This window comes from Azospirillum sp. (assembly GCF_035627195.1).
In the GTDB taxonomy this organism is placed as follows: Bacteria; Pseudomonadota; Alphaproteobacteria; order Azospirillales; family Azospirillaceae; genus Azospirillum.
Window position 1 is genome coordinate 18,168 of sequence record NZ_DASPMG010000305.1, and the last position, 19,725, is coordinate 37,892.

19 protein-coding genes and 1 pseudogene are annotated in these 19,725 nt (G+C 66.7%); 8 read left to right on the forward strand and 12 right to left on the reverse strand.

Features of this window, described 5'->3' with window-relative positions; genetic code table 11:
• Position 1: 1 nt before the first annotated feature.
• From VED21_RS27735 to VED21_RS27765, 7 genes are all read right to left on the reverse strand, one after another.
• Positions 2 to 616 (reverse strand): (2Fe-2S)-binding protein, encoded by a 615-nt coding sequence (locus VED21_RS27735; protein ID WP_324888192.1) that lies wholly within the window; start codon positions 614 to 616, stop codon positions 2 to 4.
• Between the two features lie 571 nt (positions 617 to 1,187).
• A complete protein-coding gene (locus tag VED21_RS27740; RefSeq protein WP_324888194.1) occupies positions 1,188 to 2,309 on the reverse strand; it encodes an MBL fold metallo-hydrolase in 1,122 nt (373 codons plus the stop codon).
• 62 nt (positions 2,310 to 2,371) lie between these two features.
• Complete coding sequence (locus VED21_RS27745) at positions 2,372 to 3,097, reverse strand: dihydrofolate reductase family protein (RefSeq protein ID WP_324888196.1); 726 nt, start codon at positions 3,095 to 3,097, stop codon at positions 2,372 to 2,374.
• Between the two features lie 101 nt (positions 3,098 to 3,198).
• A complete protein-coding gene (locus VED21_RS27750) occupies positions 3,199 to 3,663 on the reverse strand; it encodes a (R)-mandelonitrile lyase (protein ID WP_324888198.1) in 465 nt (154 codons plus the stop codon).
• A 17-nt stretch (positions 3,664 to 3,680) separates the two neighbouring features.
• A complete protein-coding gene (locus VED21_RS27755; RefSeq protein WP_324888200.1) occupies positions 3,681 to 5,921 on the reverse strand; it encodes a xanthine dehydrogenase family protein molybdopterin-binding subunit in 2,241 nt (746 codons plus the stop codon).
• Between the two features lie 13 nt (positions 5,922 to 5,934).
• Positions 5,935 to 6,381 carry a (2Fe-2S)-binding protein gene (locus tag VED21_RS27760; protein WP_324888202.1) on the reverse strand — a complete coding sequence of 149 codons (447 nt, stop codon included), beginning with the start codon at positions 6,379 to 6,381 and terminating at the stop codon, positions 5,935 to 5,937.
• Between the two features lie 25 nt (positions 6,382 to 6,406).
• Positions 6,407 to 6,811 carry a (R)-mandelonitrile lyase gene (locus VED21_RS27765; protein ID WP_414638320.1) on the reverse strand — a complete coding sequence of 135 codons (405 nt, stop codon included), beginning with the start codon at positions 6,809 to 6,811 and terminating at the stop codon, positions 6,407 to 6,409.
• 193 nt (positions 6,812 to 7,004) lie between these two features.
• Between VED21_RS27765 and VED21_RS27770 the strand changes: the two genes are divergently transcribed.
• Positions 7,005 to 7,901 (forward strand): LysR family transcriptional regulator, encoded by an 897-nt coding sequence (locus tag VED21_RS27770; protein WP_324888204.1) that lies wholly within the window; start codon positions 7,005 to 7,007, stop codon positions 7,899 to 7,901.
• Positions 7,902 to 7,928: 27 nt separating this feature from the next.
• Here VED21_RS27770 and VED21_RS27775 read toward each other — a convergent pair whose 3' ends face one another.
• From VED21_RS27775 to VED21_RS27785, 3 genes are all read right to left on the reverse strand, one after another.
• Positions 7,929 to 8,726: a carboxymuconolactone decarboxylase family protein gene (locus tag VED21_RS27775; protein ID WP_324888206.1), complete on the reverse strand. Its 798-nt coding sequence runs from the start codon at positions 8,724 to 8,726 to the stop codon at positions 7,929 to 7,931.
• Positions 8,727 to 8,928: 202 nt separating this feature from the next.
• Positions 8,929 to 9,978, reverse strand: a complete 1,050-nt coding sequence (locus tag VED21_RS27780) for an NAD(P)-dependent alcohol dehydrogenase (RefSeq protein ID WP_324888208.1) — start codon at positions 9,976 to 9,978, stop codon at positions 8,929 to 8,931.
• Between the two features lie 64 nt (positions 9,979 to 10,042).
• Complete coding sequence (locus VED21_RS27785) at positions 10,043 to 11,242, reverse strand: MFS transporter (protein ID WP_324888210.1); 1,200 nt, start codon at positions 11,240 to 11,242, stop codon at positions 10,043 to 10,045.
• A gap of 338 nt (positions 11,243 to 11,580) precedes the next feature.
• Between VED21_RS27785 and VED21_RS27790 the strand changes: the two genes are divergently transcribed.
• The 5 genes from VED21_RS27790 (at position 11,581) to VED21_RS27810 (ending at position 15,491) form a co-directional block, all read left to right on the forward strand.
• Positions 11,581 to 12,684, forward strand: a complete 1,104-nt coding sequence (locus VED21_RS27790; RefSeq protein WP_324888212.1) for an alpha/beta hydrolase — start codon at positions 11,581 to 11,583, stop codon at positions 12,682 to 12,684.
• Between the two features lie 123 nt (positions 12,685 to 12,807).
• Entirely contained in the window at positions 12,808 to 13,218 is a 411-nt protein-coding gene (locus tag VED21_RS27795) for a cyclophilin-like fold protein (protein WP_324888214.1), read from the forward strand.
• 91 nt (positions 13,219 to 13,309) lie between these two features.
• A complete protein-coding gene (locus tag VED21_RS27800) occupies positions 13,310 to 14,203 on the forward strand; it encodes a LysR family transcriptional regulator (RefSeq protein ID WP_324888216.1) in 894 nt (297 codons plus the stop codon).
• 462 nt (positions 14,204 to 14,665) lie between these two features.
• On the forward strand, positions 14,666 to 15,244 hold the full coding sequence (locus tag VED21_RS27805) for a recombinase family protein (protein ID WP_324888218.1): 579 nt from the start codon (positions 14,666 to 14,668) through the stop codon (positions 15,242 to 15,244).
• 94 nt (positions 15,245 to 15,338) lie between these two features.
• Complete coding sequence (locus tag VED21_RS27810; protein WP_324888220.1) at positions 15,339 to 15,491, forward strand: DUF4113 domain-containing protein; 153 nt, start codon at positions 15,339 to 15,341, stop codon at positions 15,489 to 15,491.
• 266 nt (positions 15,492 to 15,757) lie between these two features.
• Here VED21_RS27810 and VED21_RS27815 read toward each other — a convergent pair whose 3' ends face one another.
• The gene (locus VED21_RS27815) at positions 15,758 to 15,886 is read right to left on the reverse strand and encodes a hypothetical protein (RefSeq protein ID WP_324888222.1); all 129 of its coding nucleotides are present in this window, start codon (positions 15,884 to 15,886) and stop codon (positions 15,758 to 15,760) included.
• 283 nt (positions 15,887 to 16,169) lie between these two features.
• Here VED21_RS27815 and VED21_RS39045 point away from each other — a divergent pair.
• A pseudogene (locus tag VED21_RS39045) lies at positions 16,170 to 17,462 on the forward strand (FG-GAP-like repeat-containing protein); the annotation flags it as partial.
• Positions 17,463 to 17,570: 108 nt separating this feature from the next.
• On the opposite strand, the gene VED21_RS27835 reads toward VED21_RS39045, so the two are convergent.
• Positions 17,571 to 18,641, reverse strand: a complete 1,071-nt coding sequence (locus tag VED21_RS27835; RefSeq protein ID WP_324888227.1) for an IS630 family transposase — start codon at positions 18,639 to 18,641, stop codon at positions 17,571 to 17,573.
• Positions 18,642 to 18,680: 39 nt separating this feature from the next.
• Here VED21_RS27835 and VED21_RS27840 point away from each other — a divergent pair.
• Positions 18,681 to 19,725 (forward strand): calcium-binding protein (locus tag VED21_RS27840; RefSeq protein ID WP_324888229.1); only part of this gene is annotated, 1,045 nt, incomplete at its 3' end.

The following is a 19,725-nucleotide window of genomic DNA, read 5'->3' on the forward strand; positions in this document are numbered from 1 at the left end:
CTCACCCTCCCTGTGTGGAACCGGTGGCCCGGGCCGCGTCCTGAATGGCCGCGACAATGTGGTCATAGGCGCCGCAGCGGCACAAATTGCCGCTCATCCAGTCGCGGATCTCCTCCGGCGAGCCGGCATGCCCCTCCGCGATGCAGGCAACGCCGGCCATGATCTGGCCGGACGTGCAATAGCCGCACTGGAAGGCGTCGCGCTCGATGAACGCGGCTTGCAGGGGATGGAGTTGATCGCCCTGGGCCAAGCCCTCGATGGTCGTGATCTCGCGCCCGTCCACGAGAGCGGCGAGCGAGAGGCACGATTTCACGCGCTTCCCGTCCATCAACACCGTGCAGGCGCCGCACTGGCCGAGGCCGCAGCCCTTCTTCGAGCCCGTGAGGTGCAGGTGCTCGCGCAGGGCGTCGAGCAGCGTGGTGCGGGGATCGAGCGTCAGCCGGCGCTCGCTTCCGTTGACGCGGAGCAGGACGCTGAGCGGAGGGGACCCCGGTTCGACGCCCTGCGCGGCGGCCGGCGGCACGGCTCCGGGCAGCATCTGTCCCCCGGCGAGGGCACCGCCGACGGCCGCGGCGCCCTCCAGGAACTCTCGTCGCGTCACATCGGAGCTGCTCATTCGCGTCCCTCCTGTCCTTACGGAACTGGTTCGGGCGGCGGGCCAGGGCAGGATTGCCTCCGACGCCGTCAGCCCGAACTCTCATCGGCACCGCAGCGCGTTCAACCGGATGCAGCAGCGTGTCCACACCGCTGCAACGCGGCTTCCGATGCGCGAAGCGCCTTGGAACAGCGCGCACCCTGCATGGCCGTAAGCGTGCGGCGCTGCGCACGCGGAAGGGTCTTTCATCATCAGCCGGCACCTGCTTCAGCGAAGGACAGGGAGGCTGCACTCATCCGAAGGCCAGGGGGTAAGGGGATCAATCAAGCGGTGACCTGTGAATCTCCGCTCAACCTGGAAACGCTTCTTACCCTCGGAAGATAGCTAATTCAGTTTGTTTAATGCCGGCGGATCGGTCGCGTTCCATGAGCTGGTTTAATAAGCGTTATCGCGGCTGCTCATAAGTCCCGCCGAGAATGCGGCCATGTCCGGGTCATCAGCCATCCGGCTTCCATCATTCCCGGCCCGGGCATGCGCTATCCGGCTCCGGCTCAGCGGCCTCACGTCGAGTAGCCCCCGCCTCCGTCGCGCTCTACTCGATGCCTTCCCACCAGCGGGAGAAGCGTTGATCCGTTTCACCAAGGAACACAGGCTCGCCAATGAGCGGCGTGAGAAGCCTGTATGGCCGACCGTCGCTCGCGGCGGTGATGCGCTTGAACGGCTCGTCCCAGGCGTGCTTGGCGATGGTGAATCGGCCGACATGGCCGGGAAGCAGAGCCACGGCGAGCAGATCCTCGGCGGCCTGCGCGGCTTCCTCGGGGAACATGTGGATATGGGCCCAGCGCCGGTCGTACTGCCCGCCATCCAGCACGGCGAGATCGAATGGCCCGAAGCGGCGACCGATCTCGGCGAAATGCGGGCCATAGCCGCTGTCGCCGCTGAAGAACATCCGCCGCGCCGGGGTTTCCAGCGCGTACCCCGTCCAGAGGGTCTTGTTCCGGGTCAGCAGACGCCTCGAGTAGTGACGGGCGGGCAGTACGTGGACAGTAAAGCCGTTGTCCAGTTCCAACGACGTGAACCAGTCGGCTTCATGGATCTTCTCGCGCGCATAGCCCCAAGGCTCGAAGTACGCCCCCATGCCCAGCCCGCCGACGACGGTCCTGACCTTGGGCTCCAGCGCCGTCACGCTGGGATGGTCGAGATGATCCCAATGATCGTGCGTGAGGAGCAGATAGTCGATGTCCGGCATATCCTCGGCCGTATAGAGGCTGGTCCCGTCGAACGCCCGATTGGCGTAGGGAACGGGAGCGGCCTCGACGCTGAACACCGGGTCGATCAGGACCCGCTTGCCGGCGAGCTGAACGAAGTAGGAGGAGTGCCCGAGCCAGATGACCGTGTCCCGGCCCGGGTCCAGAGCCTTCAGGTCCGTCTTTACCGTGGGGATCGGGGCGCTTGGTCTCGGGCGCTCGCTTCCGGTGAACAGGTTGCTCAACAGGACGGAAGCAAAACTGCGGTCGTCGGTGAACATGGGCGTGGGGATCAGGTTCCGAAACTCCCCGTCGGCATAGTTGGGCGAGGCCTCGACGATGCGGAGGTGATCGCCCTCGGGGAATTTGCCGAACTTGGGATGCTGAACGTAAGCGCAAGCGCCGATCAGCAGGCAGCCCAGGAGAACGACCACGGCTAACAGCATCCGACGCACCGGCATCTTCATTCTTGGCTCGTGTTCCCGTGATATTCCGGATTGGGGAACCGGCGCCGTTGCGGCGACACGGTTCACCGGCCGGATTCCGCACCCTGCTCCACCGTGTACCGGAGCCACACCATGCCGCCCTCCAGGGTCTCGGCGCCGGTGTGGCGAAGCGACAGGCCGGCGGCAGGACGTTCATTGGCATTCCCGATGTATTCGAAGATGCTGGGCACACCCGCCAAGCCGTCGATGCCGGGATACACGAGCAGGCTGATCTCGTCGATCAGTCCGGCCTTGAGAAAGGCGCCGTTGGTCAGGCCGCCGCCCTCGAGAAGGATGGTCCTGATGCCGAAGGCATCGCCGAGGGTGTCCATGGCCCGGTGCAGGTTCCTTCCGTCCGGTCCGGCGAACAGGTACGAAACGCCGTCCTCGCGCAACTCGGCAAGATAGTCGTCCGATACCTGTTCGCCGAGAACCGCCACGATGTGGTCCCCGCCGGCATTGTCCTGGCCGTAACGCAGCTTGCCATGCGGGTCGATGGCAACGGCAACGGCGCGGCCCTTGCGGTCGGCGATGTAGGTGTCGCGCAAGCCAGTCCCGGCCCGGGCCGGAGTGCGCGTCCTTCCCGTGGCATAGGCCTCCATGGTCTTGCGACCGACGATCCAGCCATCCGCATTCCATCGCGCCGCAACCCGATCGTAATGCTCGAGCAGAATGCTCGCATCGACGCCGTACGCTGGCGAGGACCACCGATCGACCAGCAGGCGGCCGTCGATTGAACTGACCATGTGGCAAATGATTTTTGGGCGCATCTCAACTCATTTCTGTCGGCACGAACCACAGGCGGTCAGCGGGTCGTGCGTCCGCCGCCTGTGCCGTTGCATTTCGAACTGCTCGAAACAATTCGCTTCACTTATTTCTGGTACTGGTCGTCGGTGACCTTTTCCATCCACTCGACGTTCTTACCGCCGATCATGTTCGTGATGGCGATGTGGCTCATGCCGTTGGTGGCGGTGGCTCCATGCCAGTGCTTCACGCCCGGCGGCGTCCAGATGACGTCGCCCGGCTTGATCTCCCGCTTGGCGCCGCCTTCCTCCTGCACCCACCCTGTCCCGTTGGTGACGATGAGAACCTGGCCGGCCGGATGGGTGTGCCACGCGGAGCGCGCTCCGGGCTCGAACGTGACGAGGCCGCCCGACGACGACGTGTGGTCGTTGGCCGGATACAGGGGATCCACGACGACGGACCCGGTGAAGTACTGCGCCGGTCCCTTGGCCGAGGGCCGCGAGCCGTTCGGCGAAATCACCGTGCTCTCGGCAAAGGCTGGGGCCGCACCGACAAGGGCGAGCGAGAGGGCGGATGCGATGAGACGTTTCATGATCGTCCTTTCTACGGTCACGTGGTTCCGAAGCGGGTCTTCGACAGCGGCAGGCTGCGGACACGCTGCCCGGTCAGCGCCGCGACGGCGTTGGCCACGGCCGGCGGCACGCCGGGCAGGCCCGGCTCGCCGATGCCGCCCATAGGCGCGCCGCTCTCGACGATGTGCACGTGCACGCGCGGCATGCGGTCGGGTGGCAGGATGGGGTAGCCGTCGAAGTTGCGTGCCTGGGGGAGGCCGTCGGCATAGACCACCTCCTCCAGCAGTGCCGAAGAAAGGCCGAGCGCCACCGCTGAATTCACCTGGGCCTCGACGATCGCCGGGTTCACGACGCGGCCGGGGTCGATTGCCACCCAGACGTCGTGCACCACCACCGTGCCGTCCTTCACCGAAACCTCGGCGATGGTCGCCACCTCGCTGCCGAAGGGCGAGGCCATGGCGACGCCGCGGGCGCGCCGGCTGCCGTCGGCCGCGGTGAAGGGGCCGCGCGTCCAGCCGCCGGAGAATTCCCCCACTGCTTCCAGCAGCGCCTTGTGGCGCGGCTTGTCGGCCAGCAGCCGGAGGCGCAGCGCGTACGGGTCCTGCCGGCCGGCATCGGCCATCTCGTCGAAGAAGGTCTCGTAGAAGAAGTCGTTCATCGAATGCCCGACCGAGCGCCAGAAGCCGAGGATGGTCGGGTGCGGCAGCGGGACGTGCGCGACGCGCCTGTTCGCGATGGCGTAGGGCTTTCCGGCGATGCCCTCCACAGCCGAGGAGTCCGCGGCATCGGGCTTGCGGCCGAACAGGCGGCCGGTCGGCCCCTCGCCCACCGCCTCGGCCTCCAGCGCCACGGGCAGCCCCTGGGCGTCGAGTCCGGCGCGGAAGCGCGCCAGCCCCATCGGGCGCAGCGCATCGCGCAGGAACTCCTCCTCGCGGCTCCAGATCAGCTTCACCGGACGGCCGACCGCCTTGGACAGCAGGATCGCCTGCGGGAAGGGATTGGCGGTTTCGTAGAGGAAGTGCCGGCCGAAGAACCCGCCGAGCATCGGCGAGTGGATGTTCACCTTCTCCGGCGCGATGCCGGCGATGGCCGCGGCGGCGCGCTGGAACATCTCCGGCGCCTGATTCGGCAGCCAGAGGTCCAGCGTGCCGTCGGCGTTCCAGCGCGCGAGCGCCGAGGGCGGCTCAAGCTGGCCGTGCGCCAGATAGGGCGCATCGTAGGTCGCCTCGGCCACCCGCGTGGCGCCCTTCAGAGCCGAAGCGGCATCGCCCTGGGTTTCCGCGGCGATGCCGTGGCCCGGGGCGGCGGCCAGCGCGGCGCGCATCCCCTCGGAGGAGAAGTCGGCGGGCATGGCGTTGCGGGTGTCCGGGGCGGGCTCGGTCCAGGTCACCTGAAGCGCTTCCACCGCGCGGCGCGCGCGCCACCAGCGGTCGGCGAGCACCGCCACGGCGCCCGGCAGGCGGTGGATGGAATGCACCCCCGGCATCGCCTTCACCTCCGCCTCGTTGGCGAAGGCGCCCGGCTCGCCGCCGAGGCGCGGGGCGTGCTGCACCGCGGCCTGCAACATCCCATCGATTGCAAGGTCTATGGTGTAGACGGCCTTGCCGGTGGACTTGTCGCGCGCATCCAGCCGAGGGACGGGTTTGCCGATCCAGCGAAAATCCTTCTCCGCCCGCAGCGGCGCGGCCTCCGGCGCCGGCAGGGTGGCAGCTTCAGCAGCGAGTGCGCCGTAATCGAGCACGCGGCCAGAAGCGGCGTGGCGCACGCGGCCGGGTTCGGTGGACAGGCTCGCCACCGGCACGCTCAAGCGGGTGGATGCTGCCTGCAGCAGCATCTGCCGCGCCGTGGCACCCAGGCGGCGCATTGGCTCGTAGCTGGTTCGGACCGAGTAGCTGCCACCGGTGAACCGCCGGCCGTTCACCAGCGCGTAGTCGGGACCGGGCGGCGCGCATTCCACAGTGAAGCGGTTCGGATCGACGTCCAGTTCTTCGCCGACGATCTGCGCCATGGCGGTGGCGATGCCTTGGCCGCCTTCAACGAAGGGGCTGCGCAGCAGCACGGAGCCGTCCGGGCGGATCTCCAGGAAGGCGGGCACGCGGCTGCCGGGCTTCACCGCCGGAGCAGCCGGTCCCTGGGCGCGGGCGATACCGCCGGGAAGTGCCACGGCGAGCACCAGCGTACCCAGCGAGGCCCCGAGAAAGCCGCGGCGGGACAGGTTGGCCGGCCGCCCTTCAGGCAGCGCGTCCAACGCGACGTGCAAGGGATTCGAACCGTCCATGGTCATCTCCTCCTCAACCCTGGGCGGCCTGCCGCATGGCGGCGGCGATGGCGTTGTAGGTGCCGCAGCGGCAGAGGTTGACCAAGGCAGCGGCGATGTCCGCTTTGCCAGGGTGCGGGCTCTGCTTCAGCAGGGCTGTGGCGGCCATGACCTGGCCCGACTGGCAGTAGCCGCACTGCGGCACCTGGTTCGCCACCCAGGCCTCCACCACGCGCCGGCCCACCGGGTCCTCCTCAATCGCCTCGATGGTCGTGATGGCGCCGCCCACGACGCTCTCGACCGGCGTGACGCAGGAGCGGGTCGGCTGGCCGTCCACCAGCACGGTGCAGGCACCGCACTGAGCCTTGCCGCAGCCATACTTCGTGCCGGTCAGGCCCAGCTCGTCGCGGATCACCCAGAGCAAAGGGGTATCGGCTTCGGCCTCCACCCGGCGGGTGGTGCCGTTGATCGTCAGTTCCATGCAACCGTTCCTCGGGGTTGATGCGCTATGCGCCGTACTGCTCGTCCGTCACCTTCTCCATCCAGTCGACAGCCTTGCCATCGAGCTGCTCCTGGATGGCGATGTGCGTCATGAAATTGGTGGGCGACGCGCCATGCCAGTGCTTCTCGCCGGGCGGGAACCAGATCACGTCGCCGGGGCGGATCTCCTCGATCGGACCGCCCTCGCGCTGCACCCGGCCGACGCCGGCCGTGACGATCAGGGTCTGCCCCAGCGGATGGGTGTGCCAAGCCGTGCGGGCGCCGGGCTCGAACGTGACGCTGGCGGCCATCGCGCGAGCAGGGGCGTTCGCCTGGAAGAGCGGGTCGATGCGAACCGTGCCGGTGAACCACTCGTCCGGCCCCTTGGTGGACGGCTGCGAGCCAACGCGCGTGATGTCCATGGTCTCCATCCTCCGGTCCTTGCCCTCGTGAGGCCGCTGTTGAGCGAGAATCTAGTCGGTGCAGGCGCTCGCGATTAGCCGGTGGATTGCGCATGGGTCTATCGACCCAGCTCATGAATTCCGCGCAGGAAGGCGATAACGCGATGACCTAGTTTGCGGTAGAGTGCCGGAATTCGCCCGATCCCATGAATGGGCTTCATCAATGCCGCGCGAAAACGTCAACGACCTCCTCGCGTTCCTGGCCGTCGCCCGGGAGCAGAGCTTCACCAAGGCGGCCGCCAAGCTCGGTGTTTCCCAGTCGGCGCTCAGCCACACCGTCCGTCAGCTCGAGGAACGGCTCGGCATCCGGCTGCTGACCCGCACCACCCGCAGCGTCTCCCCAACGGACGCTGGCGAGCGCCTGCTGCGGACCATCGGCCCCCGGTTCGACGAGATCGAGACCGAACTCGCGGCCTTGAGCGAGTTCCGGGACAAGCCGGCCGGCACCATCCGGATCACCGCCACCGATTACGCGATCGACGGCCTCCTCTGGCCGAAGCTGCAGCCGTTCCTGCGCGCGTATCCGGACATCAAGGTCGAACTCATCAACAACTACGGCCTGTCCGACATCGTGGCCGAGCGCTATGACGCCGGCGTGCGTCTCGGCGAGCAGGTCGCCAAGGACATGATCTCGGTGCGGATCGGGCCTGACGTCCGCTTCGCGGTGGTCGGAGCGCCCTCCTATTTCGCCAAGCACCCGCTCCCGGAGACGCCGCAGGATCTGATCGGCCACACCTGCGTCACTTTGCGGCTTCCCACGCACGGAGGGATCTATGCGTGGGAGTTCGAGAAGGACGGTCACGAACTGCGCGTGCGCGTGGACGGCCAGCTCGTCTTCAACGGCATCTTCCACATCCTCAACGCGGCGGTGGCCGGTTTCGGGCTCGCCCACATGCCCGAGGATCTGGCACAGCCGCATATTGAGGAAGGGCGCCTCCAGCGCGTGCTGGAGGACTGGTGCCCCTCCTGGTCCGGATACCACCTCTACTACCCGAGCCGCCGCCAGTCCTCACCGGCCTTCGCGCTGCTCGTCGATGCACTGCGCTACCGGGGCAAGTGAGGACCGGAGGGGCGGCAGGGTGCCGTGTCAGCCGGGGCGCTTCTCGAACACCTCCTTGAAGACGGGCAGCGCCGAAAAGGCGTTGGGCCAGCCGGCGTAGAAGGCGAGATGGGTGAGCGCCTCCGAGGCCTGCTCGCGCGTCAACCCGTTGTCCATCGCCCGGTTGAGGTGGAAGGGGATCTGCGCCACCTGCCCCGAGGCGAGCAGGGCACTGACGGTGACCAGACTGCGGTCCCGCGGCGCGAGGTCCGGGCGCAGCCAAAGGTCCTTGAACAGCACGTCCGTCGTGTACTGCACGACCCCCGGCGCCACCGCGCCGAAGGTCTGCGCCACGGCCGTCGCGCGCCGCGCCTCGGTGGCCTCGTCGAGGGGAAGCGGCTTGGGCGATGCCGGGGGAAGCAAGTCGGCCGTGATACGCCGCTGGGCGAAGATTTCCTTCGTGACCGCCACCGCCGTCATCGCGTTCGCCCAGCCGGAGTAGAAGGCGAGATGGGTGATGATCTCGGACAGTTCGCCCGGCTTGACGCCGTTGTCGAGCGCCAGGGTGACGTGGCGCGGCATCTCGACCGGCTGGTTGCGGGCGATAAGGGCCGCCACGGTGACGATGCTGCGGTCGCGCGGCGATAGGCCGGGGCGCTTCCACAGATCGCCGTCGATGCGACCTTGCGCGTATGTCTCCAGCGCCGGCGAGACCGCCCGGACATCGTCGAGCGTCAGCATGCCCGGACGGGTGCTGGGGCCCGACGTGGCCGCGCCCTGCTGCGCATGGGCCACCGAGGAGGCGAGAAGAACGAGTGATGCGATCGTCGCGGCGAGACGTTTCATAGAGACCTCCATTCGGCCAGACTTCGAGACTTGGGAGGGCACGGGCGCGCGTCTCCCGTGAACCACCTCAAACTTGCATGGAAGACTGCGCTTGATTAGGGGCTGCCCGGCGATAGGGCTTATCGCGCTGGCTCATGAATGAGCCGTGCCGGAACTGGCCGGTGCGATGCACCGGCCCTTCTTCTCTTTCCGGACATTGCGATCAGGCAGCCAAGGAAGCGGTGTCGATCACAAATCGGTACTTCACGTCGCCCTTGAGCATGCGCTCATAGGCCTCGTTGATCGCGTCGGCGCGGATCATCTCGATGTCGGAGACGATGCCGTGCTCCGCGCAGAAATCGAGCATCTCCTGCGTCTCGGCGATACCGCCGATCATCGAGCCGGCGACCGACCGCCGCTTCATGATCAGGTTGAACACATTGGGCGAGGGATGCGGCGTGGCCGGCGCGCCCACCAGCGCCATCGTCCCGTCACGCTTCAGCAGGACGAGGAACGCATCGAGGTCGTGCGGGGCGGCCACGGTGTTCAGGATGAGGTCGAAGCTCTTGGCATGGGCGGCCATCTCGTCGGGATTGCGCGAGACCACGACCTCGTTCGCGCCAAGCGCCAGCGCCGCCTCGCGCTTGGACTCCGAGGTGGTGAAGGCGACCACATGCGCGCCCATCGCGTGGGCGAGCTTGATGCCCATATGGCCGAGACCGCCGATGCCGACCACGCCCACCTTCTTGCCCGGACCGGCGTTCCAGTGCTTCAGCGGCGAATAGGTGGTGATGCCGGCACACAGCAGCGGCGCGACCGCGGCGAGTTGCTCCTCCGGATGCCGGATCCGCAACACGTAGCGCTCGTGCACGACGATCTGCTGCGAATAGCCGCCGAGCGTATGGCCAGGCGCGTCCGGCGTCGGGGAATTGTAGGTGCCGACCATGCCGTCGCAGTAGTTCTCCAGCCCGTCCTCGCAGTCCGGGCAGTGCTTGCAACTGTCGACGATGCAGCCGATGCCGACGAGTTCGCCCGCGCGGAAGCCCGACACATGCGCGCCGACCGCCGACACGCGTCCCACGATCTCGTGGCCGGGGACACACGGCCACTGCGTGCCCGCCCATTCCGCGCGCGCCTGATGCAGGTCCGAGTGGCAGACACCGCAATAGGCGATGTCGATCTGGACATCATGCGGACCGGGAGCCCGGCGCGTGACCTCCAGCGGCTCGAGGGGTTTGTCGGCGGCGTAGGTGCCGTAGGCTTTGACGGTCATCGAAGCGCTCCTTGGTTCTTGCTCACTCTCGAAATGTTCATTCCCGTTGGGACCAGCCGTCCCGTCAGGCCGGCTGAAGCCGATCCGTGCGCGACGCCGCGAAGGACAGGAGGGCGGCCATCACAAGCAGGACGGTGCTGACGCCGAAGGTGGCCTGGTACCCGCTCAGGTCGAACAGGGTCCCCCCAACGGTCGCGCCCAGCGTGATCGCAAGCTGGATGGTTGCGACCATCAGCCCGCCGCCGGCCTCCGCGTCCGCCGGCAGGGTCCGCGACAGCCAGGTCCCCCAGCCGACCGGCGCGGGCGTGCCGATCAGGCCCCACGCGCCCAGCAGCAACGCCGTCCCGGCGACCCAACCGCCGAAGGCAATCAGCGCCACGGCGATGCCGGCCATCAGCAGCGGGATCACGATGAGGACGCCGTACACGCTCCGGTTCAGCACCGGGCCGATCAGCATCGTGCCGACCAGGCCGGTCACGCCGACCACCAGCAGGATGAGCGACAGCATGGAGACGCCGACGCCGGTCACCGTCTCCAGGAATGGCCGCAGATAGGTGAACAGCGCGAACTGGCCCATGAACAGGAACAGGATCGCCGCCATCCCGAAGGCCACCTGCGGCCGGCTGAGAAGCCGGAACACGGTCCCGGCGCCGGACCGCCGCTCGCTGCGCATCGCCGGAAGGCACATCAACTGCCAGCACAGGGCGAGAGCCGCGAGCGGCACCACGCAGAAGAACGCGCCGCGCCATCCGATGTGCGCGCCCAGAAAGCTGCCCAGCGGAGCCGCGATCGTGGCCGCGAGCGCATTGCCGCCGTTGAGGATGGCGAGGGCCCTCGGCACCGACTCCTCCGGCACCAGCCGCATCACCGTCGCCGTCGACATCGACCAGAAGCCGCCGATGGTGACGCCGAGCAGCGCCCGCCCGATCATCAGCGTGGCGAAATCCGGCGCGAAGGCGACGATGGCCCCCGACAGAACCATCAGGCCGGTCAGGGACAGCAGCACCACCTTGCGGTCGAGCCGGCCGGTCACCGGGGCGATGAGCAAGCTGGTCAGCACGGCGAAGATGCCGGACACCGAAATGGCCTGTCCCGCCTGCCCCTCGGTCACGGCTAGGTCCGTGGCGATCGGCGTCAACAGGCTGACCGGCATGAACTCGGACGCGATCAGCACGAAGACGCAGAGCGACATCGCGAAGACGGCGCCCCACGCCGCCGGCTGGTGCGCGGTCGTGCCATTCCCGGAAGGGAGTTGATCCTGCATGCAATTGCCTGAGTGTGTGGAGGATGGCCCTCAGCCGAGCGGCGGACCTTGCCCGCCAGGGCTGGATTGATCCGGTGGGGCATAGATAGTCGAGGGGCTCGTGGGCCATTAGCGGCTCATAACCGCATGCGGTTATGAAATGCATTCATCAATCAGCGCGATGCGCGCCGCCCCGGCCCCTGGATGACCGTTGGCGATTGATGAGCGGAATTCATAACGACAAGCAAAACGCGCCGTCTAATGCGCGCGCTCCGCATGGCCTAAATTTCCGCCGTTAAGAAGCCAAGCCGCAGGGATGCCCAGGCATCAAAGGAGCTACAGCAATGAACAGGCAAAATGTGGACAAGCGCGCCGTGGAAGTGCATGCCGACATGGGCATCGATCGGCGCAGTCTCCTGAAGATGACCGGTGCCGGCGTCGCCGCGCTCGGCATGATGTCGGTCCTCGACCTGCCGGCTGCGATGGCTCAGGACATGTCCCGAGGCGCGGCCAACTTCTACACCAGCGACAGGGTGACCCTCCAGAAGGTCACCTTCAAGAACCAGTATCAGATGAACGTCGCCGGGAATCTCTTCACTCCCAAGACCCTCGACCGGAATGCGAAGAATCCGGCGATCATCGTCGGGCATCCGATGGGCGCGGTGAAGGAGCAGAGCGCGAACCTGTATGCCACGAAGATGGCGGAACGGGGATTTGTGGCCATGTCGATCGATCTGCCGTTCTGGGGCGAGAGCGATGGCCAGCCCCGCAACCTCGTGTCGCCGGACGTCTACGCCGAGGCGTTCAGCGCCGCAGTCGATTTCCTGGGCACCAGGGCGTTCGTCGACAGGGAGCGGATCGGAGCGATCGGGATTTGCGGTAGCGGGAGCTTCGTCATCAGCGCGGCCAAGATCGACCCGCGCCTGAAGGCCATCGCGACAGTCAGCATGTACGATATGGGCGCTGCCAACCGCAACGCGCTCCAGCACTCCCAGACCGTCGAGCAGCGGAAGCAGATCATCGCAGCGGCAGCCGAGCAACGCTATGTGGAGTTCACCGGCGGCGAAACCCAATACACCAGCGGAACGGTGCATAAACTGACGGCGGATACCCACCCCATCCAGCGCGAGTTCTACGATTTCTACCGCACGCCGAGGGGCGAATACACGCCTAAGGGCGGATCGCCCCTCCTCACCACGCATCCGACGCTGTCCAGCAACGTCAAGTTCATGAACTTCTACCCGTTCAACGACATCGAGACGATCTCTCCGCGTCCGATGCTGTTCATCAGCGGCGACCAAGCCCACTCCAAGGAGTTCAGCGAAGACGCATACCGGCGTGCCGCCGAGCCGAAAGAGTTGGTCTGGGTCCCGGGTGCCGGCCACGTCGATCTCTACGACCGCGTGGACCTGATCCCCTTCGACAAGCTGACCAGCTTCTTCAATCAGCACCTCGTCGCGTAGGCGAGGTGCCGTCGGGCACAGGGCCGCTTACACGGACAGGCAAACACCGCCAGGCCGAGACGTAAGACGGGGTTGCTCCCGGCACCCGTTTCCCGCCCGGTGTCAAAGCTCAAGGAGAACGCCATGCGACGCCTATCGTTGATTGCTGCCGGCCTCACACTCCTATCGACAGAGCATGCCATGGCGCAAGAACGCATCCAGATTTCCTCCGAATGGGGAAATGTCACGGCCGAGCTGGCCGACAACGCCGCCGCGCGTTCGCTGGTGCAGATGTTGCCGATCACCATCGAAATGCGGGATCACCTGCGTCAGGAAAAGACCGGCGACCTGCCGGCATCTTTGCCGGAGGCCGCGCGGCAGCGCGATTTCTCGACCGGGACGCTTGGCCTGTGGGGGCCCGATCATTTCGTCATCTACTACCGCAGCGGTCGCGTCCCTGAACCCGGGATCGTCATCCTTGGCAAGGTGACGGGGGATGTATCGATCTTCGACCGCCCCGGTGCGATTTCCGTCCAGGTCCAGCGTGCGAGGTAAACAGCCACGCCACAGCCGCCAGCCGATTGCCACCTGTATCGCCCTGATGATGTGAGTATAATGAAGCCTTTACTATGAAAGGGCTTCATGAATGGCGCGCGAGAACGTCAACGACCTGCTCGCGTTCCTGGCCGTCGCGCGGGAGCGCAGCTTCACCCGAGCCGCGGCTAAGGTCGGGGTTTCGCAGTCGGCCTTGAGCCACACCATCCGCCAGCTCGAGGCCAGACTCGGCATCCGCCTGCTCACCCGCACGACGCGCGCCGTCTCGCCGACCGAGGCCGGCGAACGCCTGCTCCAAAGCATCGGCCCGCATTTCGACGAGATCGAGGCCCAGATGGAGGCGCTCAGCGAGTTGCGCGACAAACCCGCCGGCACCATTCGCGTCGCGGCGGCCGACTACGCGATCAAGCATGTCCTGTGGCCGAAGCTGAGCAAGTTCCTGCCGCGCTATCCCGACATCAAGGTTGAGCTGGTGCTCGACAACGGGCTGACCGACATCGTCACCGAGCGCTACGACGCCGGCGTGCGCATGGGCGAGCACCTCGCCAAGGACATGATCTCCGCACGGATCAGTCCGGATTTCCGCCTGGCTGTCGTCGGGGCGAAGTCCTACTTCGCCGACCACCCGGAGCCAACCCATCCGAAGGACCTCGTCGGCCACACCTGCATCAATTTCCGCCTTCCGACCTCCGGCGGGCTCTACGCGTGGGAGTTCGAGGAGAACGGGCGCGAGCTCAAGATCCGCGTCGAAGGGCAACTGATCTTTAACAACATCTTCAACGCGCTCGACGCGACGCTGGATGGGTTTGGGCTCGCCTACATCCCGGAAGAGATCATCGTGCCGTACGTCGCCGAAGGCCGGCTCGTGCGCGTCCTCCAGGAATTTTCGCCATACTGGGATGGCTACCATCTCTATTACCCGAGCCGCCGCCAATCCTCGCCGGCTTTCGTCGCCGTGGTCGAGGCGCTGCGCCACCGCGAGTGACTCCGAGGCGTTCCCGATCGGCACGCGCCAAGCGAGCCAGTTCATCATGCGCGGTGCCGCACAGGCGGGGATGGCTCGGTTCCAGCGGCCGCAGGCGTTGCCGAGAAGGTCTTCGTGCTCGAGGTGGTCTCTGCTCCGCCGACGCGTCGGTCACGTTCCCCTGCAGATCCGAGAACACGTCATCAAGCGGTAACCACTCCAGCGAGGTATCAGGCTCCCGGCTCGCTTGAACCATTCTCGCGGCGACATCCTCGGCACGAATGGGTCTATAGCGACGCAGCCCGGGGACGCTGCACACACCTCGCAAGATCAAGCCGACCAGTGAGCTGCCCCTCCTGATCGTACCGTCCGCTTATGGGCCCTTTGCCGGCCAACCGCCGATCTGTCCGCCAACCCGCGTTGACGATGGCTTTCCGGACACGTAGTTTGCCGGACGGGTTTCCGGACAAGGGGCGGGGCGGCATGGCGGCGGTCGGCTACGCGCGGGTTTCGACGACCGACCAGGACCTGGCGTTGCAGCTCGATGCCCTCGCCAAGGCCGGCTGCGCCCGTGTGTTCGAGGACAAGGCGTCCGGAGCCAGGGCCGACCGGCCGGGGTTGACGGCAGCCTTGGGCTTCGTGCGGGAGGGCGATGTCCTGGTGGTGTGGAAGCTGGATCGCCTCGGCCGTTCGCTCCCGCACCTGATCGAGACAGTGACGGCATTGGAGGGCCGCGGCGTCGGCTTCCGCTCCTTGACGGAAGCGATCGACACCACGACTCCCGGCGGCCGGCTCATCTTCCACATCTTCGGTGCCCTCGGGCAGTTCGAGCGCGACCTCATCCGCGAACGCACCCGCGCCAGCCTCGACGCCGCCGTGGCGCGCGGCCGGCGGGGCGGACGGAGGCCGGTGGTGACAGAGGAGAAGCTCCGCCGGGCCAAGTCGCTCATCGCCCAGGGTCTCACGGTTCGCGAAGCCGCGGCACGGATCAAGGTGGGCAAGACCGCGCTGTATGCGGCGCTCGACGAAGAGCCAGAGAACGCTTCGGATTGCTTCACCTGAGGAGTTCTGCCTACGTTCTCATGAACCGGACAATCTGATCACTTTCGTGTCGTGACCCCTCGATGCGCTCGACCGGGAGCGCTCCGGCCGGCTCATGGCGGCGATGGATGCCGTCAACAGCAGGATGGGCCGCGACATGCTGGCGCCAGCCACGGTCATCGCGCGCAAGGGCTGGCGGATGCGGCAGGAAAACCGATCGCCGCGCTACACGACCTGCCTGGAGGACATCCCGCTCGTACGGGCGTGAGCCTTGCCGATCAGCACGGGCATCGGACTCTATGCGTGGATAACCCCTATTTCACGCCTGGGCTGGCGCATCCCGCTCAATGTGCCGCTATATGTAGCGGACCGAGATCATCGAAGGTCGGACCCGAGATTCAGGTCGATTCCGGGACCGGATTTCGTGAGACGGTGGAGGCCGGCCGGCCCACATTCCGTGAGACGCAGCCCGCAGTGTTTGAGACGGGCCTGAGATCGGGGAAACCGGCCCACATAAGCTGAGACACCCCACGATCAGAGCGGCAGCCCCGCCGCCTGCATCAACTGGGTCAGCTCCTGCGCCCTCGCTCCGCCCAGCTCGCCTCGGAGGAACTGGCGGATCTCCGCCGGCTTGGTGCTGAACTGGTCGGCCAGGGAGCGCACGCTGTAGCCGTGACGGGTAAGAGCAATGGGATTTTGCCGAAGTTATGTTGGCTTGCCGAGCAATCCCTCCAGTTCGGCCGCCCGCGCCGCCAAGCACTTGATCAGCGCCGCCTGCGCGATCAGCAGGGCGTCCTTCTCGGCCTGATGACGCGGCCAGCTGGCGCAAGGCAGGAAAGTGCCTTTGCAAGCATTTCATCACATAGTATTCCTTGACCATATCGGCAGGCGTGTACGCGACACATGCAATAATATGCCTAACACTTTAAGGATAGGAAAATCACCGATGCCACTCATTTCTGGAACTTCCAACAACGACACACTCGCTGGAGGCACCGGCAGCGATACGCTGATCGGCGATGCTGGCGACGATAGGCTTGATGGGGGGCATGGAAGCGACACGCTCCTGGGCGATGCAGGAAGCGACACGCTGATCGGCGATATAGGAGGCGCGGGGAGCGTCTTTCTATTCGGCGACATCGTAGTCGCGCACAACTCATTTGCACAGGACGACGGCTGGAGCAGGCAAAGCATCAATCCCCGTCATGTTGCCGACGTGAACGGTGACGGACGTGCAGACATCGTCGGCTTCGGCGGCAATGATGTGTACGTTGCGCTCGGCCAATCCGATGGCACTTTCGGATCGATGCTCCTCGCCCACAACTCCTTTGGCTATGACGACGGCTGGAGCAGTCAGGAGGTCAACCCCCGCCTCCTGGGGGACGTGAACGGCGACGGGCGTGCCGATATCATCGGATTTGCCGGCGACGATGCGAAAGTCGCGCTCGGGCAAGCGGACGGAACGTTCGGGTCGATGATTTCGGCGCACAGCGGTCTTGGCTACTATGACGGTTGGAACAGCCAGGACAAGTACCCGCGCGCAATTGGTGACGTGAATGGTGATGGCCGCGACGACATCATTGCATTCGGTGGGAACGATGTCTGGGTGGTGCTCGGTCAAGCCGACGGCACCTTCGGGTCCTGGATCTTCGGCAGCAACTGGTTCGGCCTATCCGACACGTGGTCGGGACAGGAATACCTTCCGCGAACCGTGGCCGACGTCAACGGTGATGGTCGGGCGGACATCGTCGGCTTCAGCAGCGAGAACGTGCAGGTGGCTCTCGGTCAGGCCGACGGAAGCTTCGGCCCAGTCACCGTGGCACATGCCGGCTTCGGATACCATGACGGTTGGAACAGCTATGACCGGTATCCCCGCATCGTCGGAGATGTTAATGGGGACGGCCGCAACGATATCGTCGCTTTCGGTGGGAACGACGTCTCCGTCGCCTTTGGACAAGTGGACGGGACCTTCGGTCCGGAGCTATTCGGGCACAATTGGTTTGGCTATCATGACACGTGGTCGGGGCAGGAATACGTGCCGCGCACGGTCGCGGACGTCAATGGCGACGGCCGTGCGGACCTTGTTGGCTTCAGTAGCATAAACGTGCAGGTCACGCTCTCGGTGCTGAACGCCGACAGCCTCGCGGGTGGCGACGGCGACGACGTGCTGAACGGCGGGGCCGGGCCGGACACGCTGCTGGGCGGTGCCGGCAACGACACCTATGTGGTCGGGGACGGCGAGGACACGATCATCGAGGCCGCGGGCGAGGGCATCGACGAGGTGCGCACCACGCTGGCCGCCTACACGCTGGCCGCCAACCTGGAGAACCTCACCTATTGCATTGACTCATTCAGAAGGTGCAGGCAGGCGGGCGATCTTGGCGAGGATGGTGTCGGCGGACTTGGTCCAGATGAAGGGCTTGGATGTCTTGTTGTGCTCGCGGATGTAGCGGGCGATAACGTCCTGGAGATCGGCCACGGACTTGAAGACGCCGCGCCGAATGCTGCGTCGGGTGATGATCGAGAAGAAGCCCTCGACGGCATTGATCCAGGAGGCCGAGGTCGGCGTGAAGTGGAACACCCAGCGCGGGTGATCGGCCAGCCATTCCAGGACCTTGGGATGCTTGTGGGTGGCGTAGTTATCGACGATGGCATGGATCACCTTGCCCGCCGGGACGGCGCGCTCCACAGCGTTCAGGAACTTGATGAACTCCTTGTGGGTGTGCTTGGGCATGCAACGCCCGACCACGGTGCCGTCCAGCGTGTTCAGCGCGGCGAACAGCGTGGTGGTGCCGTTGCGCTTGTAGTCGTGCGTCATCGTCCCGCATTTGCCAGGTTTGAGTGGCAAGCCGGGCTGGGTGCGGTCGAGCGCCTGGATCTGGCTCTTCTCGTCGATGGACAGCACCACCGCGTGGCACGGCGGGTCCATGTACAGCCCGACGATGTCCTCGATCTTGGCGGCGAACGCCGGGTCGTTGGAACGCTTGAAGGTGCGGATGCGATGGGGCTGAAGGCGATTGGCCTCCCAGATGCGCTGCACGGCGCGCAGGCTGATGCCGACCGCCTTGGCCACCGCCCGGCCGGTCCAATGGGTCACCGCGCCGGGTGGTTCCGAGCAGGTCAGCGCCAGCACCTTGGCCACCGTCGCCCTGGGCAGCGGCGCCCGGCCAGGTTTACGCGTCTTGTCGCGCAGCAGCCCGTCCACGCCCTGTTCGGCGTAGCGCACCTGCCAGCGCCACACCGCCGGGCGGCTGACACCGGCGCGGCGCGCCACCTCCTGCACCGGTAGCCGCTCGGCCGAGAGCACGATGATGTTCGCCCGCTGGACGTGCTTGAGCGGGCGGTTCCGATCACCGAGGATCGCGGCCAAACGCGCGCGGTCCTCCGGTCCAACGATGACGCTGACGGTCTGGGCCATGCCGATAGAATCGCACGGCGGCGGCCCGCTGTGAATCCTATGTCTGCGTCAGTGCACTATACCGGCGCCGCCGCCTTCGCCGGCACCGGCAACGCCGCCGGCAACCGCCTGGTCGGCGGCCCAGGGATCGACACCCTGGCCGGCGGTGCGGGCAACGACACCTACGAGGTGCAGACCGCCGCCGACGTGGTGGTCGAGGCGGCGGGCGAAGGCACCGACGAGGTGCGCACGGCGCTGAACGCCCACACGCTGGGCGCCAACGTCGAGAACCTGACCTACACCGGCGCGGGCAGCTTCGCCGGCATCGGCAACGCGCTCGCCAACATCATCGCGGGCGGCACGGGCGCCGACACCCTGAACGGCGGGGTCGGGGCCGACACGCTGGACGGCGGCGCCGGCAACGACGTGTACGTGGTCGACGACAGCGGCGACCGCATCGGCGAGGCGGCCGGCGGCGGCACCGACGAGGCCCGCGTCACCGCCAACAGCTACACCCTGGACGCGCACGTCGAAAACCTCACCTTCATCGGCACCGGCGCCTTTGCGGGTACGGGCAACGCCCAGGCCAACGTCATCACCGGCGGCATCGGCGCCGACACCCTGGACGGTGCGGCCGGCGCCGACACGCTGAGCGGCGGGGCGGGCGACGACGTCTACGCCGTGAACGATGCCGGCGACGTGGTCGCCGAGGCCGCGGGCCAGGGCACCGACACGGTGCGCACCACGCTCACCGCCTACACGCTGGGCGCCGAGGTCGAGAACCTGACCTACACCGGTTCCGCCGCGGCGGCGCTGACCGGCAACGCCGCCAACAACGTGATCAGCGGTGCGGCGGGTGCCGACACCCTGGACGGCGGTGCGGGGGCGGACACGCTGGCCGGCGGGGGCGGCAACGACGTGTATCTGGTCGCCGACGCCGCCGATGTGGTGGTGGAGGGCACCGGCACGGGCAGCGGCACCGACGAGGCGCGCACGGCGCTGAACACCTACACGCTGGCTGCGAACGTCGAGAACCTCACTTACACCGGCACCGGCCCGGCGGCGCTGACCGGCAACGCCGGCAACAACCTGATCGTCGCCGGGG

Excerpts from the sequence above, each read along its gene's own strand:
- VED21_RS27735 (WP_324888192.1), bottom strand. The coding sequence starts at position 616 with ATGAGCAGCTCCGATGTGACGCGACGAGAGTTCCTGGAGGGCGCCGCG.
- VED21_RS27740 (WP_324888194.1), bottom strand. The coding sequence starts at position 2,309 with ATGAAGATGCCGGTGCGTCGGATGCTGTTAGCCGTGGTCGTTCTCCTG.
- VED21_RS27745 (WP_324888196.1), bottom strand. The coding sequence starts at position 3,097 with ATGCGCCCAAAAATCATTTGCCACATGGTCAGTTCAATCGACGGCCGC.
- VED21_RS27750 (WP_324888198.1), bottom strand. The coding sequence starts at position 3,663 with ATGAAACGTCTCATCGCATCCGCCCTCTCGCTCGCCCTTGTCGGTGCG.
- VED21_RS27755 (WP_324888200.1), bottom strand. The coding sequence starts at position 5,921 with ATGGACGGTTCGAATCCCTTGCACGTCGCGTTGGACGCGCTGCCTGAA.
- VED21_RS27760 (WP_324888202.1), bottom strand. The coding sequence starts at position 6,381 with ATGGAACTGACGATCAACGGCACCACCCGCCGGGTGGAGGCCGAAGCC.
- VED21_RS27765 (WP_414638320.1), bottom strand. The coding sequence starts at position 6,811 with ATGGAGACCATGGACATCACGCGCGTTGGCTCGCAGCCGTCCACCAAG.
- VED21_RS27770 (WP_324888204.1), top strand. The coding sequence starts at position 7,005 with ATGCCGCGCGAAAACGTCAACGACCTCCTCGCGTTCCTGGCCGTCGCC.
- VED21_RS27775 (WP_324888206.1), bottom strand. The coding sequence starts at position 8,726 with ATGAAACGTCTCGCCGCGACGATCGCATCACTCGTTCTTCTCGCCTCC.
- VED21_RS27780 (WP_324888208.1), bottom strand. The coding sequence starts at position 9,978 with ATGACCGTCAAAGCCTACGGCACCTACGCCGCCGACAAACCCCTCGAG.
- VED21_RS27785 (WP_324888210.1), bottom strand. The coding sequence starts at position 11,242 with ATGCAGGATCAACTCCCTTCCGGGAATGGCACGACCGCGCACCAGCCG.
- VED21_RS27795 (WP_324888214.1), top strand. The coding sequence starts at position 12,808 with ATGCGACGCCTATCGTTGATTGCTGCCGGCCTCACACTCCTATCGACA.
- VED21_RS27800 (WP_324888216.1), top strand. The coding sequence starts at position 13,310 with ATGGCGCGCGAGAACGTCAACGACCTGCTCGCGTTCCTGGCCGTCGCG.
- VED21_RS27805 (WP_324888218.1), top strand. The coding sequence starts at position 14,666 with ATGGCGGCGGTCGGCTACGCGCGGGTTTCGACGACCGACCAGGACCTG.
- VED21_RS27810 (WP_324888220.1), top strand. The coding sequence starts at position 15,339 with ATGGCGGCGATGGATGCCGTCAACAGCAGGATGGGCCGCGACATGCTG.
- VED21_RS27835 (WP_324888227.1), bottom strand. The coding sequence starts at position 18,641 with ATGGCCCAGACCGTCAGCGTCATCGTTGGACCGGAGGACCGCGCGCGT.